At 48.4% G+C, this 15,978-nt stretch carries 12 protein-coding genes; 10 read left to right on the top strand and 2 right to left on the bottom strand.

Features of this window, described 5'->3' with window-relative positions:
- Window positions 1–34: 34 nt before the first annotated feature.
- Window positions 35–415 carry a VOC family protein gene (locus OCU60_RS09540; RefSeq protein WP_074372649.1) on the top strand — a complete coding sequence of 127 codons (381 nt, stop codon included), beginning with the start codon at window positions 35–37 and terminating at the stop codon, window positions 413–415.
- A 90-nt stretch (window positions 416–505) separates the two neighbouring features.
- On the opposite strand, the gene OCU60_RS09535 is transcribed toward OCU60_RS09540, so the two are convergent.
- Both OCU60_RS09535 and asnS read right to left on the bottom strand, forming a co-directional pair.
- Window positions 506–1,696 (bottom strand): amino acid aminotransferase, encoded by a 1,191-nt coding sequence (locus OCU60_RS09535; RefSeq protein ID WP_074372687.1) that lies wholly within the window; start codon window positions 1,694–1,696, stop codon window positions 506–508.
- A 277-nt stretch (window positions 1,697–1,973) separates the two neighbouring features.
- Window positions 1,974–3,374, bottom strand: coding sequence for an asparagine--tRNA ligase (gene asnS, locus OCU60_RS09530; RefSeq protein WP_074372648.1), 1,401 nt, complete (start codon window positions 3,372–3,374; stop codon window positions 1,974–1,976).
- Window positions 3,375–3,791: 417 nt separating this feature from the next.
- Between asnS and glyA the strand changes: the two genes are divergently transcribed.
- The 9 genes from glyA (at window position 3,792) to OCU60_RS09485 (ending at window position 15,950) form a co-directional block, all read left to right on the top strand.
- Window positions 3,792–5,057, top strand: a complete 1,266-nt coding sequence (glyA, locus tag OCU60_RS09525; RefSeq protein WP_074372647.1) for a serine hydroxymethyltransferase — start codon at window positions 3,792–3,794, stop codon at window positions 5,055–5,057.
- 31 nt (window positions 5,058–5,088) lie between these two features.
- Entirely contained in the window at window positions 5,089–6,342 is a 1,254-nt protein-coding gene (locus tag OCU60_RS09520) for a sarcosine oxidase subunit beta family protein (protein WP_074372646.1), read from the top strand.
- A 27-nt stretch (window positions 6,343–6,369) separates the two neighbouring features.
- Window positions 6,370–6,660: a sarcosine oxidase subunit delta gene (locus OCU60_RS09515; RefSeq protein WP_074372645.1), complete on the top strand. Its 291-nt coding sequence runs from the start codon at window positions 6,370–6,372 to the stop codon at window positions 6,658–6,660.
- Window positions 6,661–6,671: 11 nt separating this feature from the next.
- A complete protein-coding gene (locus OCU60_RS09510) occupies window positions 6,672–9,689 on the top strand; it encodes a sarcosine oxidase subunit alpha (protein WP_074372644.1) in 3,018 nt (1,005 codons plus the stop codon).
- On the top strand, window positions 9,682–10,347 hold the full coding sequence (locus OCU60_RS09505; RefSeq protein WP_083602621.1) for a sarcosine oxidase subunit gamma: 666 nt from the start codon (window positions 9,682–9,684) through the stop codon (window positions 10,345–10,347). The genes OCU60_RS09510 and OCU60_RS09505 overlap by 8 nt, the downstream gene beginning before the upstream one ends.
- A 52-nt stretch (window positions 10,348–10,399) precedes the next feature.
- Entirely contained in the window at window positions 10,400–11,266 is an 867-nt protein-coding gene (gene purU, locus OCU60_RS09500; RefSeq protein WP_074372643.1) for a formyltetrahydrofolate deformylase, read from the top strand.
- 187 nt (window positions 11,267–11,453) lie between these two features.
- The gene (locus tag OCU60_RS09495; protein WP_074372642.1) at window positions 11,454–12,833 is read left to right on the top strand and encodes an L-serine ammonia-lyase; all 1,380 of its coding nucleotides are present in this window, start codon (window positions 11,454–11,456) and stop codon (window positions 12,831–12,833) included.
- A 705-nt stretch (window positions 12,834–13,538) separates the two neighbouring features.
- On the top strand, window positions 13,539–14,684 hold the full coding sequence (gbdR, locus tag OCU60_RS09490) for a choline metabolism transcriptional regulator GbdR (protein ID WP_074372641.1): 1,146 nt from the start codon (window positions 13,539–13,541) through the stop codon (window positions 14,682–14,684).
- A 288-nt stretch (window positions 14,685–14,972) separates the two neighbouring features.
- Window positions 14,973–15,950 carry a dipeptidase gene (locus OCU60_RS09485; protein WP_074372640.1) on the top strand — a complete coding sequence of 326 codons (978 nt, stop codon included), beginning with the start codon at window positions 14,973–14,975 and terminating at the stop codon, window positions 15,948–15,950.
- The last annotated feature ends 28 nt before the right edge of the window (window positions 15,951–15,978 follow it).

The raw sequence follows: 15,978 nt of genomic DNA, 5'->3' as shown, positions 1-15,978 counted from the left end.
GATGAACCGGATTCTATTCACAAAAGGATATATCATGTTTAGTCACATCGTCGTTGGTTCAAACGATATCGAAAAATCAAAGACATTTTATGATGCAATTTTGACCGTTTTAGGTTACCCGGCAGGCGTGATGGATGAGAAGGGGCGTTGCATATATGCCAACTCCGAGGGCGTTCTGATTGTGACACCGCCAATTGATGGTCAGGAAGCAACGCCGGGGAATGGGATGACGATAGGTTTTAGCGTTTCAAGCCCAGAACAAGCTGATGCGTGGCATCAGGCGGGAGTCGAAAATGGTGGCGTGACCTGTGAGGATCCACCAGGGGTACGTTCTTATGCTGGGCGGGAGTTATATCTAGCTTATCTACGCGATCCGGCCGGCAATAAACTTTGTGCGCTTTATCGTATTTCTTAATGATATCCGTCTGTTGATATAAAACATCCCGGAGATTTCCGGGATGTTTTTTTTGGGTCACTCATACATCAGTGATATCGCTGCAACGAATTAAACGACTGCCGCGATCGCCTTACACAAAGGCAACATGTTGTTCTTAGTCATACCCGCAACACTAATCCGACCGGATCCGACAATATAGATACCAAACTCATTTTTGAGCTGTGCCACTTGTTCAGGGTTCAGGCCTGAGAATGAGAACATGCCATTCTGACGGGCAATGAAACCGAAGTCTTGCTGAACACCTTGTTCTTTCAAGGTTGCGACAAACAGATCACGCATTTCCTGAATGCGATCACGCATTTCTGCCACTTCCTGAATCCACGCGGCATAGAGTTCCGGATGATTCAGAATCGTGGTGACGATAGCAGCACCGTGAGCCGGTGGGTTGGAGTAGATTGAGCGAATAATGCCTTTCACTTGAGAAAATGCAGTTGTTGCAATCTCTTTCGATTCTGCCACCAGTGTGAATGCACCAACCCGTTCGTTATACAGCCCGAAGTTTTTCGAAAATGAGCTGGCGACGAGGAGTTCTTGATTATAGCGGGCAAAAACACGCAGACCTGCGGCATCTTCTTCAACTCCTTTTGCAAAACCCTGATAAGCAAAATCGAAAAGCGGAATCAGTCCTTTTTCTGCCACAAGCTTGGCGAGGGTTTCCCACTCTTCAGGCGTCGGGTCGATACCTGTCGGGTTATGACAGCAACCGTGTAATAAAACGATATCACCAGCTTCTGCACCTTGCAGGTCGGCAACCATCGCTGAAAAATCTTTATCTTTGGTTGCTGCGTTGTAGTAGCTGTATTGCGCGATTTCTAGGCCGGCAGCTTTGAAGACACCGTTATGGTTCGCCCAAGTCGGATTACTGATCCAGATTTTAGAGCTACTCATATGACGTTTAATGAACTCACCCGCGACACGGAGGGCGCCGGTTCCGCCCGGAGCCTGAGATGTTTTGGCTCTTTGGCTGGTGACGATTTCCGCATCCGCCCCAAACAGGAGTTTTTGCACGGCTAGCGCATAATCAGCCATTCCTTCAATAGTGAGATAAGACTTGGTTTTTTCTGATTCGAGCAGTATGGCTTCCGCTTTTTTTACTGTCGCGAGGATCGGGGTTTGACCGGATTCATCTTTATAGATCCCGACCCCTAAATTAATCTTTTCTGAACGGGGATCGCTTTTGAACTCTTCAGTGAGTCCGAGAATGGGATCAGCCGGTGCTGCGACAACGTTTTCAAACATATTTTTCGTCCGTGTAAAATTGAAAGGAAATGGTGAATTTTTATGCCAGTTTCGTGACATCATGATGCAATTATTTATACCTCTATGGCGATCTTGTTACAACCGTCACACGGTGAAAAAGTTAAATAATTGCTGATTCTTCTGTTTCACGCGCATGGAGAATGGCCTTGCGGCATACCGTCACCAGACATCACCAAAGGGACAATAAAAAATGCCACCGTGAACGATGGCATTTTGCAGATCAAAACGAATCTTCGGATTCCAACCCATATTCGGATTAGAAGTTAGCCGAACGTGGCGCTCTCGGGAATGGAATTACATCGCGGATGTTACCCATCCCGGTGACGTAAGAAACCAAGCGTTCGAATCCGAGGCCGAAGCCTGAATGAGGAACCGTGCCGTAACGGCGCAAATCACGATACCAGTTCATACTTTCTGGTTCGATTCCCATCTCGATCATCCGTTGATCCAGAATGTCTAAACGTTCTTCACGTTGAGAGCCCCCGATAATTTCACCAATTCCCGGTGCGAGTACATCCATCGCGGCAACGGTTTTACCATCATCATTCATCCGCATATAGAATGCTTTGATATCTTTCGGGTAGTTTTTCACGACCACAGGTGCTTTAAAGTGCTCTTCAGCGAGGTAGCGCTCATGTTCTGAAGACATATCGATGCCCCATTCAACCGGATATTCAAATGTTTTACCGGAATCCAACAGGATTTGAATCGCATCCGTGTAATCCACTTGTGCGAAGTCTGACTCAACAAAGTTTTCCAGACGGCTAATCACGTCTTTATCGATTCTTTGGGTAAAGAATTCCAGATCATCACGACGTTCTTCAAGGACTGCTTTAAAAACATATTTGAGCATTTCTTCAGCAAGCGCAGCGACGTCATTCAACTCTGCAAATGCGACTTCGGGTTCCACCATCCAGAATTCAGCTAAGTGACGGCTTGTGTTAGAATTTTCAGCACGGAATGTCGGGCCAAAGGTGTAAATCTTGCTTAATGCACACGCGTAGGATTCACCATTTAATTGGCCTGAAACCGTCAAGAATGTCTCTTTACCGAAGAAATCTTCATTAAAGTCCACATCACCTTGTTCAGTCAGCGGCAGATTGGTCAGATCCAGCGTTGAAACCCGGAACATTTCACCGGCGCCTTCACAGTCAGCCGCTGTGATCAGCGGGGTAGAAACCCAGAAAAAACCCTGCTCATGATAAAAACGGTGAATGGCCTGAGAAAGACAGTTACGCACACGGGCAACGGCACCAATCACATTGGTACGCGGGCGCAAGTGAGCGACTTCACGCAGGTACTCAATCGAGTGACGTGTTTTCGCCATAGGATAGGTATCCGCATCTTCAACCCATCCGACAACTTTGACGGCTGTTGCCGCCAGTTCAAAGTCCTGACCTTTTGCCGGAGATGCAACAATTTGACCGGTCACTTCAACAGAACAGCCGGTTGTCAGCTTTAAAACTTCTTCATTGTAATTATTGAGATTATTCGGGACCACGGCCTGAATCGGGTCGAAACAAGAGCCGTCATAAATGGCAAGAAACGAAATTCCGGCTTTGGAATCACGACGTGTACGGATCCAGCCGCGGACAGTAACTTCACTGTCAACTGCAAGCTTACCGCTTAATACGTCAACAACAGGCGCGTACGTCATAGTAGTGTTTGTATCCTTTGGTTAATTAATTATTACAAATCAAATTTTTATGCCGAAAGTGTTGGGGGCAGTCTCTGACAGTCATTCTTCCCCAGCATCAGTGGATGCTTAACAATACACTAAAATTAATGACTCTTGAATGGTTTAGCATGAAGAAAGGCGGTGAAGCGTATCCATAGACGACGTTTTTAAGACATCTTTAACCAGCATGGTTGAACTTTGTGCGATTTCACCCGCTTTTCTACTGACGCATGATGGCTGAGCCGTATTTCCCGGACTGATTTTTTTAATTCACCACTATGTCGCAAATCGACATCGGTGAGGCGTTTCGAAACATATCGACATAGAGGTCTGCCGATAACATCAGCGGGTAAGGACGATATGCCCTGAATAAAAGGTCAGCATGGAGAAAAATAAATGTTTACAAAGAATGATTCGATAGCCGGTTTCGATGATGCGGTATGGGCGGCAATGCAGCTTGAAGCAAAACGACAGGAAGAACACATCGAGCTGATTGCATCAGAAAACTATACTAGTCCGCGTGTCATGGAAGCGCAGGGTTCTGTACTGACAAATAAATATGCCGAAGGTTATCCGGCGAAACGTTATTATGGTGGCTGTGAGTACGTCGATCAGGTAGAAAGTCTGGCTATCGAGCGTGCTTGTCGTCTTTTTTGTGCCGATTACGCCAATGTACAACCTCACTCAGGCTCTCAGGCGAATGCCGCGGTTTACATGGCATTGTGTAACCCGGGTGATACGATTCTGGGAATGAGTCTCGATCATGGCGGGCACTTAACGCATGGGGCGAAAGTCAGCTTTTCCGGAAAGCTCTACAATGCAGTTCAGTATGGTCTCAATCCTGAAACCGGTGAAATCGATTATGAACAGGTCGAGCGTCTGGCGAAAGAACATCATCCGAAGGTGATTGTTGCCGGTTTCTCTGCTTATTCAAGAAAAGTGGATTGGGCTCGTTTCCGTGAAATTGCCGATATGGTTGATGCCTATCTGTTTGTCGATATGGCGCACGTGGCTGGTCTGGTCGCTGCCAAACTCTATCCGAACCCCGTCCCATGGGCTGATGTTGTTACCACCACAACGCATAAAACATTGCGCGGTCCGCGTGGTGGCCTGATCTTGGCACAAAGCAATCCTGAACTGGAGAAAAAACTCAACTCAGCGGTTTTTCCCGGTGGTCAGGGCGGCCCGTTGATGCATGTGATTGCGGCGAAAGCTGTTGCTTTCCAAGAAGCGCTTCAGCCGGAGTTTCAAGCCTACCAGCAACAAGTCATCCTCAATGCTCAGGTCATGGCTGAAGTGCTGATCGGTCGCGGGTTCGACATCGTCTCTGGCGGGACGGATAACCATCTGTTCTTGCTGAGCCTAATCAAGCAGGGTCTCACCGGAAAAGCCGCTGATGCCGCACTTGGCAGAGCAAACATGACCGTGAATAAGAATGCAGTCCCCAATGACCCTCAGTCACCCTTTGTGACGTCTGGGTTGCGGATCGGCTCTCCCGTCGTAACGACTCGAGGATTTAAAGAGCAAGAATGTACACTGCTGGCGGGCTGGATCGCGGACATTCTCGATGTCCTTGATGACGAAGCGAAGCTGGAGAAAACAATAGAAGAAGTGAAGTCACAGGTTGTCGCGCTTTGCGCTGAATTCCCTGTGTATCGCTGAGTCTGCTAAGGATTGTCTGGGAGTAGTATTTATGGAGCGTTATTCTGGATTTGGACTGTTGAAGCACAGTCTGGCCTATCACGAAAACTGGCAACGTGTTTGGCGTAATCCCAAACCGAAGAAGAAATATGATGTCATTATCATCGGCGGCGGCGGTCACGGTTTGGCGACAGCTTATTATCTGGCGAAAGTGCACGGCATTACCAATGTTGCCGTGATTGAAAAAGGTTATCTGGGCGGTGGCAATACCGCTCGTAACACCACCATTGTTCGTTCGAACTATCTATGGGATGAAGCCGCTCATCTTTATGAACATGCCATGAAACTCTGGGAAGGATTGTCTCAGGATTTGAATTATAACGTGATGTTCTCTCAGCGTGGCGTGCTGAATCTCGGTCATACCCTGCAAGATATGCGTGATATTGAACGACGGGTCAATGCGAACCGTCTCAACGGCATCGACGGTGAAGTGTTGGATGCCAAACAGGTCAAAGAAATTGTACCGCACATGGATTGTTCACAGAATCGTCGTTACCCCGTGATGGGGGCCTCGTGGCAACCCCGAGGCGGGGTCGCCCGTCACGATGCCGTCGCATGGGGTTATGCCCGTGGTGCGGACAGTTACGGTGTGGACTTGCTCCAACAGTGTGAAGTCACCGATATGGTGATTGAAGATGGTGCCATTGTCGGGGTGAAAACCAACCGTCACGGCATCATCAAAGCGAACCGAGTGGGTTGTGTCACGGCCGGCAACTCGGGCGTGATGGCAAAAATGGCTGGCTTTGACATGCCGCTTGAGTCTCACCCGTTGCAAGCGTTGGTCTCTGAGCCGATTAAACCGATCATCGACACTGTGGTGATGTCTAACCACGTGCATGGGTATGTCAGTCAGTCTGATAAAGGTGACTTAGTCATCGGTGCGGGTATCGATGGTTATAACGGTTACGGACAGCGTGGCTCATATCATACGATTGAACATACGCTTCAGGCGATTGTTGAGCTCTTCCCAATCTTTAGTCGTGTCCGCATGAACCGTCAGTGGGGCGGGATCGTGGATACCACACATGATGCCTGTCCGATTATCTCGGATACGCCGGTCGAGAATCTGTTCTTCAACTGTGGTTGGGGGACAGGGGGCTTTAAGGCGACTCCCGGATCCGGACATGTTTTTGCTGAAACACTGGCAAAAGGTGAAGCAAATGCGTTGGCAAAACCATTCTCAATGTTCCGTTTCCATGATGGTTCATTGGTGGATGAGCATGGCGCAGCGGGCGTAGCACACTAAGCAAAGATAAGCGAAGGAGAGCATTCTATGTTTCACATCTATTGCCCGCACTGTCATGAAGTGCGGGAAGAAGAAGAATTTCATGTGAAAGGTCAGGCACATATTTCTCGCCCGCTTGACCCCGAACAATGCACAGACAAAGCATGGGGGGAATTCCTCCATTTTCGGGAAAACCCCCGCGGGTTACATCATGAGATTTGGTATCACGCACTGGGATGCAAAAAGTTTTTCAATGTGTCCCGCGATACAGTGACTTACGAAATCAAACAGGTTTACAAAATTGGTGAACAACCTGAAAGCATGGTGAAACAGGGCTAAGGAGCGGAACAATGAAGCAGAAAAATCGCTTGTCGTCAGGTGGACGTATTCACCATTCAAAACCGCTGAATTTTACTTATAACGGTCGTCGTTATCAGGGTTTCAAAGGGGACACGGTTGCCTCGGCATTACTGGCTAATGGGATTGACATCGTTGGTCGTAGTTTTAAATACAGCCGCCCGCGCGGGATTGTCGCGGCCGGTGCAGAAGAGCCGAATGCAATTTTACAGTTAGGTGCCAGTGAAGCCACGCAGGTGCCGAATGTCCGGGCGACACAACAAGAACTATTCGATGGTCTGGTCTGTGCGTCAACCAATGGCTGGCCGAACGTTGAAAAAGATTTGATGGGCGTTTTCGGTCAATTCAGCGGGAAGATGATGCCACCGGGATTTTATTACAAAACATTCATGTCTCCGGCGTCTATGTGGCCGACTTACGAAAAATATATTCGTAAAGCGGCCGGCCTTGGGCGTTCTCCGGTGGAGAATGATCCGGACATTTACGATCACCTCAATCAGCATTGTGATCTGATGGTGGTTGGTGCCGGGCCAGCCGGTCTGACTGCCGCTTTGGGTGCCGCGCGCGCCGGTGCAAGAGTGATCATCGCTGATGAACAGAATGAATTCGGTGGCAGCCTGTTAAGCACACCGGATGTGATCGATGGTCAGCCGGCACTGGAATGGGTGCAGCAGGTCGTTGCTGAACTGGAAACTTATCCGGATGTTACGCTGCTCAAGCGTTCGACCGTGAATGGTTACCACGATCACAACTTCCTGACGATTCACGAACGGAAAACCGATCACTTAGCTGATCGTGCCGGACCGGATCAAGTCCGTCAGCGTCTGCACCGGGTTCGTGCCCGTTGGGTGGTTCTGGCGACGGGAGCACATGAGCGTCCGTTAGTTTACGGTAATAACGATGTTCCCGGCTGTATGCTGGCATCTGCGGTATCAACCTACATCAATCGGTACTGTGTTGTTCCGGGCGAGAAGCTGGTCTTGATGACCACCAATGATGGTGCTTATCAAACCGCGATCGATTGGTTGAATGCAGGGCGTGAAGTGGTTGCAATTGTTGATACGCGGGCGACCCCCAAAGGGGATCTGATCGATCAGGCGAAAGCGCTTGGTATTTCGGTCGTGACCGGGAGTGCTGTGATTGATGTTGAAGGGAAGAAACGCGTCTCCGGTGCGGTCGTGGCAAGTATCGATAGTGAAGGGGACAAGGTCACCGGCAATGTTCGCACGCTGGCCTGTGACACGATTGCCAGCTCAGGTGGCTGGAGTCCGGTTGTTCATTTGTCTTGCCATACCGGCAGTCGCCCGATTTGGGATGACAATGTGATTGGTTTTATTCCCGGCAGAACGGTACAACGTCAGTTGACGGCAGGTGCGATTAATGGCCTGTTCAGTCTGGACGAAGTGCTGAAACAAGGGGTTGCTATCGGCCAGAAAGCGACTGAGTTGCTTGGTCTTCCAGTCGAAAAAATTGCGGTGCCACAAACTGCCACAATCACCGAAGGTCCGGCGATGGCATTCTTCCATGCGCCTCATACCAAACCGACCTCGCGAGCGCCGAAACAGTTTGTTGATTATCAAAATGATGTCACCGCTGCCGGGATTGAACTGGCAACGCTGGAAGGTTTTGAGTCAATCGAACACGTCAAACGTTATACCGCAATGGGCTTTGGGACTGATCAGGGCAAATTGGGCAATATCAACGGTATGGCGATTGCCGCCAAAAAACTGGGGCAGACCATTCCAGATACCGGAACGACCATCTTCAGACCAAACTATACACCGATCACCTTCGGCGCTATTTCCGGCCGCCACTGCAATGAGCTGTTTGACCCGATGCGTTATACAGCAATGCATGAATGGCATGTTGCCCACGGTGCAAAATTTGAAGATGTCGGTCAGTGGATGCGCCCGTGGTATTACCCGCGCGGCAACGAAACGATGCAGGAAGCATTGAACCGCGAATGTAAAGCGGTCCGTGAAAGCGTTGGTGTGCTCGATGCATCCACACTGGGTAAAATCGATATCCAAGGCAAAGATGCCCGGGAATTTATCGGCCGGGTTTATACCAACGCATGGGCGAAACTGGGTGTCGGTAAGTGTCGCTACGGCCTGATGTGTGGTGAAGACGGCATGGTGTTTGACGATGGGGTTACATCTTGTCTCGGCGAGAATCACTTCCTGATGACGACCACTACCGGTGGGGCTGCACATGTGCTTGAGTGGTTAGAATTCTATCATCAGACCGAATGGCCGGAGCTTGAAGTTTACTTCACCAGTGTCACGGATCACTGGGCGACGATGACTATCGGCGGACCAAATAGTCGGAAGTTGTTGTCTGAGCTGACTGATCTCGATCTCAGCAACGATAGCTTCAAGTTCATGGACTGGAAACAAGCCCATGTTGCGGGGGTTCCTGCCCGTATCTTCCGGATTTCGTTTACCGGGGAACTGTCGTTTGAGATTAACGTACAGGCAAACTATGCCCAATATGTCTGGGACAAACTGTTTGAGCATGGCGAAAAATACAATCTGACGCCATACGGGACTGAGACCATGCATATTTTGCGTGCTGAAAAAGGCTTCATTATCGCCGGGCAGGATACGGATGGCTCCGTGACACCATACGACTTGAATATGGGCTGGTGTGTCGGTAACAAGAAACCGTTCAGCTTTATCGGCAAACGCGGGATGGCACTGGAAAGTAATGCCCGTGAAGGCCGTAAACAACTGGTTGGCCTGAAAACCGTGGATCCGAAAATTGTGCTCCCTGAAGGCGCACAGGCGGTGAATCATCCCAATCAGCCGGTGCCGATGGAAATGATCGGTCATGTGAGTTCAAGTTACTGGAGTGCAAATTTGGATCGCAGTATTGCGATGGGATTTGTGAAAAACGGCCTGCAACGGATGGGAGAAAAGGTCTATTACCCATTGGTTGACGGACGGGTGGTTGAAGCAGAAATTTGTAGTGCTGTATTTTTTGATCCAAAAGGAGAACGCCAGAATGTCTGATGTATTAAGCCCTGAAAAACAACAAGTGTCTGAAGCTGACCTTGTGGCGGTCATGGATCAATATGCGTCGGTGCCCACCCAAACGCCACTGCATATGAGTAAAAAGGCATCTGTTGCAGCGCATTCTGCGACTGCCGGTGTCACAATGAAAGAGGTCGCGCTACTGGGTCACCTCATACTCAGAGGTGACAGTGACGATCAAGGACTGGTTGACGCCGTGGAAAAAGTTCTGGGACTGTCGTTACCAACACTGCCGCTGACGTCATCAGAGAAAGATGATAAAGCGATGTGCTGGCTGAGTCCTGATGAATGGTTGATTCTGGTTCCGGGAGAGCAGGCTTACGCGGTGGAAGTTGCGCTGCGTGACAATCTTGTCGGTCATTTTTCAATTATCAATCAGAGTAGCGGACAGACGGTGATTGAGCTGAGTGGTCCTCAGGCTGTCAATATTCTGAAGAAAAGCACCGTACTTGATGTACATCCGAAAGCGTTTCCGGTTGGCAAGACTGCCGGTTCTGTTCTGGCGAAAAGCTCGGCGGTGTTCCGCCGGGCTGATGAGCAACGCTGGCAAATTATTGTCCGTCGTAGTTTTGCGGACTACATCTGGCGATGGCTCTCGGATGCCGGCAAAGAATATGGCTTAGCCATTGAAAAATAAGAAGTAACAATGCTGCCGGGCTCTGACCCGGCAGTTTTGACTGGAGTAACGAATGAAGCCTTCTTCTGACACTTGGATTGTGACAGCAAGCTGTCCCAGCCGTTTAGGTACGGTCGATGTCGTCACCCGTTTTATGGCGGAATCGGCTAATTATATCAATGAAATCCATTCATTTGATGATCGGGTGCTTGATCAGTTCTTTTTGCGGATCGAATTTACGCCGGAAGATGAGAACTTTTCTCCTGAACAGTTTAATCAACATTTTGCACGAAGAGCCAAGCCATTTGAAATGACTTGGCAACTCTATCCGGTGACGAAAAAAGATCGGGTGGCAATACTGGTATCGAAATTTGACCATTGCCTGAATGATTTACTGTTTCGCTACCGGACCGGTCAGCTCAATATTGAAGTCCCGGTGATTATTTCCAACCACCCGGATTTAGAGTCGCTGGCGAAGTGGCATAACATTCCGTATTACCATCTGCCGATCACACCGGAAACCAAACGCGAGCAGGAAGAGCATATTTTACAACTGATTGAACAATATCAGGTCGATTTAGTGGTATTAGCCCGCTATATGCAGGTACTGTCACCTGAAATGTGTGCGGCTCTGAATGGTCGGGCGATCAATATCCATCACTCATTACTTCCCGGATTTAAAGGGGCTCGCCCTTATCATCAGGCTTGGGAAAAAGGCGTGAAAATGGTCGGGGCAACCGCTCACTATGTGAATAACGATCTGGATGAAGGGCCGATTATCACGCAGGGGATTCAGCCGGTTGACCATGCCCATTACCCAGAGGATTTGATCTCGAAAGGGCAGGATGTTGAGCGGATTACGTTGTTTAATGCAGTCCGTTATCATGTCGAACGGCGGGTTTTTCTCAGTGGTAACCGAACCGTTGTTTTCAGTAATTAACATCTGAAGCAGAAAGATACGCAACGCTCTGCTATAAAATAATGATAAAGGGAACCTATTATCGGTTCCCTTTATCATTTTCTCGTCGACATCAGTGGTCAGGATGTCGTTTTAGAGCATGTCTTCATGGTCTGAATCACCAATAATTCAGCATAAAACAAGAAACGGATTTTTGTAGGAGCGAGTCATGAGTATCAGCGTATTTGATCTGTTTAAAGTCGGCATCGGACCATCCAGTTCCCATACCGTTGGCCCTATGCGGGCAGCCAGTCTTTTTGCTGAAGCGCTGGTCAGTCAGCAATTGTTGACCCGTATTGAGCGGGTTGAAATAAACTTATACGGCTCGCTCAGTGCGACAGGGGTCGGGCACGGCACCGATAAGGCTGCTGTGATGGGACTGATGGGATATCAACCGGATACCATTGATCCCGCAGCGATTGAGCCGGCAATCAAAGCGACAATAGAAACAGGCACGCTGCGGCTGGCAAAACAGAAGACGATTTCTTTCGACTGGCATACCGATTTACAGTTCATTGATGAAGCCTTACCGTATCACCCCAACGCGATGTATCTGGCTGCTTACGGCGCGGATAATACGGTGGTGATCGACAATACTTATTATTCGATCGGTGGCGGGTTTGTGCTGGATGAAGCATCGATTCAGAAAACGGAATATGTCACCCCACAGATTCAACTCCCTTACGAGTTTACCACCGCTCAAGCGTTACTTGAGATTTGCCAGCAACACAAACTGCGCATCAGCGAGTTGGTGATGAAAAATGAGCAAACTTGGCGGACGATACCGGAAATTCATGCCGGGATTGAACAATTGTGGCAAGTGATGCAGGAATGTATTGCCAACGGCATTGAGCAAGAGGGGATTCTGCCCGGAGGATTGCAGGTGAAGCGGCGAGCGGCTTCTCTGTATCGCTCTTTAATTCAATCCAACGACGACAACGTGATATACACGTCACTGAGTGGCATGGACTGGGTCAATCTGTATGCATTGGCGGTCAATGAGGAAAATGCTGCCGGTGGGCGCATGGTGACGGCGCCAACCAATGGTGCTGCGGGGATTATGCCTGCGGTATTGATGTATCACATGCGTTTTCATCCGAAGGCCAAAGCCGAAGACGTCAATCAGTATTTTCTGGCCGCCAGTGCGATAGGGGCTTTGTGTAAAATGAACGCTTCAATTTCCGGTGCTGAAGTCGGATGTCAGGGAGAAGTCGGTTCTGCCAGCGCGATGGCTGCGGCAGGATTGACAGAAGTGCTTGGCGGTACTCCTGAGCAAGTCGAAAATGCGGCTGAAATTGCTCTGGAACACAATCTGGGGCTGACTTGTGATCCCGTCGGTGGGTTAGTCCAGGTCCCTTGTATTGAACGCAATGCGATTGCCGCGGTGAAATCGATTAATGCCGCGAATATGGCGTTACGTGGTAATGGGGAGCATTTTATTTCGCTCGATAAAGTGATCCGCACGATGAGAGATACAGGACGGGATATGCAGGATAAATATAAAGAAACATCCCGTGGCGGATTGGCGGTCAATGCGATCGAGTGTTAAGCCAATTGATATCGCACCAGCAAAATCGACGATTCACGGATGATTGATGACCGCCATATCATCGTTGTCTCAATATAATTCCGCTGGTGTTGTCATTCTTCCTCTCGGTTCATTCAAAACTGGTCGGTTCAAAACTGATCGGTTCAAGACAGATTGATTCAAGACAGATTGATTCAAGACAGATCGGTTCAAAATAGATCGATTCAATACACCGCTATTCGGCTCTTATCGATTCAATTCTCATCAATTCAGGACAGATTCATAAATATTCATTCAGACCAAGGTCGCTTCATCAAATATTCACCGGAATATTCGTTCATAACATTCGTTTATTTCGTTATTCAACGCTATGTATATTAAAGAAATACAGGCCAGAACTGTCTCGGGCTGACTGAGTGCGCCATTTTAGGGTGATCTGATGCGTCATCTTGGTGCAGGACCTTTATTTTATGCAAGTTAGTTGCAAAATTTTTCATATTTTAGTGACCTATTTTCCCTTCTATGCCTGCCAGAAAATGTGCTGCATCGCCCTTCTTTTCTACGTTTGCGACTTCGATCAATTTTTGTCAAGCCAATAGATGAATTTTAGAGGGAGGCGTGTTTATTTTAAGGTATAAATGTTGCTAATTTGTTTCTGTAAGATATCTACGGTTAACTAATTGTTAAAAGGTCCTCCACTATTACAAAGCAAAATGGAGTCGCGCAATGTCAGCATTATTAAATAGCTCGCTCAAAAAAGAATATCCGCAAAAGGAAGTTAGTCGTATTGGTTTTTTGTTGTTAAACAATTTTACCATGATCGCCTTAGCGTCAGCTGTTGAGCCATTGAGAATGGCCAATCAGCTCAGTGGCAAAGAACTCTATGATTGGTATACGATCACAGAAGACGGGGAGTCGGTTTCGGCGAGTGATGGCATAAAGGTGACTCCGGATACATCAATCAATGCCGCACCAAAACTGGATACGTTGATTGTTGTCGGTGGCGTGAATATTACCCGGAGTTATACGCGTCGTCAGGTGAGCTGGGTTCAATCCTTAGCCCGTAAGCATGTTAACCTTGGTGGTGTCTGTACCGGCCCTTATTTGTTGGCCGATGCCGGTGTCATGGATGGTTATGAATGTAGCGCGCATTGGGAATGTATTGCTGCCTTGCAGGAAGCGTATCCCCGCGTTGCATGTACCAATAATTTGTTTGTGATTGACCGTGATCGCATGACCAGTACCGGCGGCTCGGTACCCATGGATATGATGATCAACATGATTAAACGTGATTACGGCCATCAGTTGGCCGCCAGTATTTCTGAGATGTTTATTTGCGAGAGAATTCGGGGCCAAACCGATTATCAGCGAATTCCGTTGCGGCATGTGTTGGGTACTGCGCAACCGAAACTGGTTGAAGCGATTACGCTGATGGAAGCCAATATTGAGGAAACGATAGAACTCGATGAATTGGCGGCTTATGTCGGACTGTCGCGCAGACAGTTGGAGCGCCTGTTCCAGAAATATCTGCAGTGTCCGCCGTCAAAATACTATTTGAAGTTGAGACTGTTCAGAGCCAGACAGTTGCTACGTCAGACATCGATGTCGATTATTGACATCGCAACCGCTTGCGGATTTGTCTCATCGCCTCATTTCAGTAAGTGTTATCGCATTCATATCGGCATTTCCCCTCGGGCTGAACGTCTTGGTCACGGTGAAACAGAATTCGAGAATGTTCTGCTGACGCCTGATGTGGTCGAAGACAACCCGGTTCAGGCCGATATTTCCGTGTTTGAAGTCCCGAGTCTCCGCTCTTCACGCGCTCTGTACGAAGCACAGTATGAACCGACTTATGGTTCGGTTTTAGTCTGATTCTTCTCTGTTTTCCTGCCAAGCCGCCGGGATATCCGGCGGCTTTTGTTTCTGTGAGTCCCCCCTGAATCACCTCAATTGAATACGTGTATTGGTAACGATAGCCCAAAACGATCACCGGAAACTATCACCCGAAATGAACCCCCGAAACTGAAGCCCAAAAAACGGCCGAAAACGACGTATCAGGTTACGCAAAAGGTGTTCTGAGTGACGTTTTCAGAACACTACTCAATTGCAGTAATACCTATTCTGAATACCAAGCTCACAGTGAAATGAATCAGGTGAAAAATGGACTCAAGGGAATTGCATGATGATGCGATCGTTATCGACGGACTCGTGATAGCGAAATGGGATCGTGATTTATTTGAAGATATGCGTAAAGGCGGAATCACGACGGCAAATTGTACTGTATCAGTCTGGGAAGGCTTCCAGAATACAGTCAACAACATCGTTGAAATGAATAATCTGATTGAAGCAAACAGCGATATTGTGACCAAAGTACACTCGACCCACGATATTCGTCGGGCGAAGCGGGAAGGAAAAACCGGTGTGATGATGGGTTTCCAGAATGCGAACGCCTATGAAGATCAGCTTGGCTATGTACAAGTCTTTAAAGATTTGGGGGTCGGGGTGGTTCAGATGTGTTACAACACGCAAAACCTCGTGGGAACCGGTTGTTACGAACGTGATGGCGGGTTATCCGGTTTCGGTCATGAAATCGTGGCGGAAATGAATCGTGTCGGGGTGATGTGTGACCTTTCTCATGTCGGCGCAAAAACTTCAGAAGAAGTGATTCTCGCGTCGAAAAAACCTGTTTGTTACTCCCACTGCCTGCCCAGCGGGCTCAAAGATCATCCACGGAATAAATCTGATCAGGAATTGAAGTTCATCGCTGATCACGGTGGTTTTGTCGGTGTCACGATGTTTGCGCCGTTTTTGAAAAACGGCATTCATTCAACCGTTGAAGATTATGTGGAAGCAATTGCTTATATATTCAATTTGGTTGGCGAGGATCAAATCGGCATCGGGACCGATTTTACACAAGGTCATGGCCAGCCCTTTTTTGAATGGTTAACTCACGACAAGGGCTACGCCCGTCGCCTGACTAACTTTGGCGAGATTATCAACCCGGAAGGTATTCGTACTCTTGGTGAGTTTCCCAACTTAACTGACGCGCTGTTACGGCATGGTTTTACTGAGACGCAGGTCCGGAAAATCATGGGCGAAAACTGGCTTCGTGTTTTAGGTGACGTGTGGGGTGAATAACCCACCGCCATGGCGTTTAACATCAAAT

The organism is Vibrio spartinae, assembly GCF_024347135.1.
GTDB classification, from domain to species: Bacteria; Pseudomonadota; Gammaproteobacteria; order Enterobacterales; family Vibrionaceae; genus Vibrio; species Vibrio spartinae.
This window is presented reverse-complemented; position numbering and strand designations above follow the sequence as displayed.

Bases quoted from the DNA above. Each gene is read 5' to 3' on its own strand.
- gbdR (WP_074372641.1), top strand. From the start codon at position 13,539: ATGTCAGCATTATTAAATAGCTCGCTCAAAAAAGAATATCCGCAAAAG.
- OCU60_RS09505 (WP_083602621.1), top strand. From the start codon at position 9,682: ATGTCTGATGTATTAAGCCCTGAAAAACAACAAGTGTCTGAAGCTGAC.
- OCU60_RS09535 (WP_074372687.1), bottom strand. From the start codon at position 1,696: ATGTTTGAAAACGTTGTCGCAGCACCGGCTGATCCCATTCTCGGACTC.
- OCU60_RS09510 (WP_074372644.1), top strand. From the start codon at position 6,672: ATGAAGCAGAAAAATCGCTTGTCGTCAGGTGGACGTATTCACCATTCA.
- OCU60_RS09485 (WP_074372640.1), top strand. From the start codon at position 14,973: ATGGACTCAAGGGAATTGCATGATGATGCGATCGTTATCGACGGACTC.
- OCU60_RS09540 (WP_074372649.1), top strand. From the start codon at position 35: ATGTTTAGTCACATCGTCGTTGGTTCAAACGATATCGAAAAATCAAAG.
- asnS (WP_074372648.1), bottom strand. From the start codon at position 3,374: ATGACGTACGCGCCTGTTGTTGACGTATTAAGCGGTAAGCTTGCAGTT.
- OCU60_RS09520 (WP_074372646.1), top strand. From the start codon at position 5,089: ATGGAGCGTTATTCTGGATTTGGACTGTTGAAGCACAGTCTGGCCTAT.
- OCU60_RS09495 (WP_074372642.1), top strand. From the start codon at position 11,454: ATGAGTATCAGCGTATTTGATCTGTTTAAAGTCGGCATCGGACCATCC.
- glyA (WP_074372647.1), top strand. From the start codon at position 3,792: ATGTTTACAAAGAATGATTCGATAGCCGGTTTCGATGATGCGGTATGG.
- OCU60_RS09515 (WP_074372645.1), top strand. From the start codon at position 6,370: ATGTTTCACATCTATTGCCCGCACTGTCATGAAGTGCGGGAAGAAGAA.
- purU (WP_074372643.1), top strand. From the start codon at position 10,400: ATGAAGCCTTCTTCTGACACTTGGATTGTGACAGCAAGCTGTCCCAGC.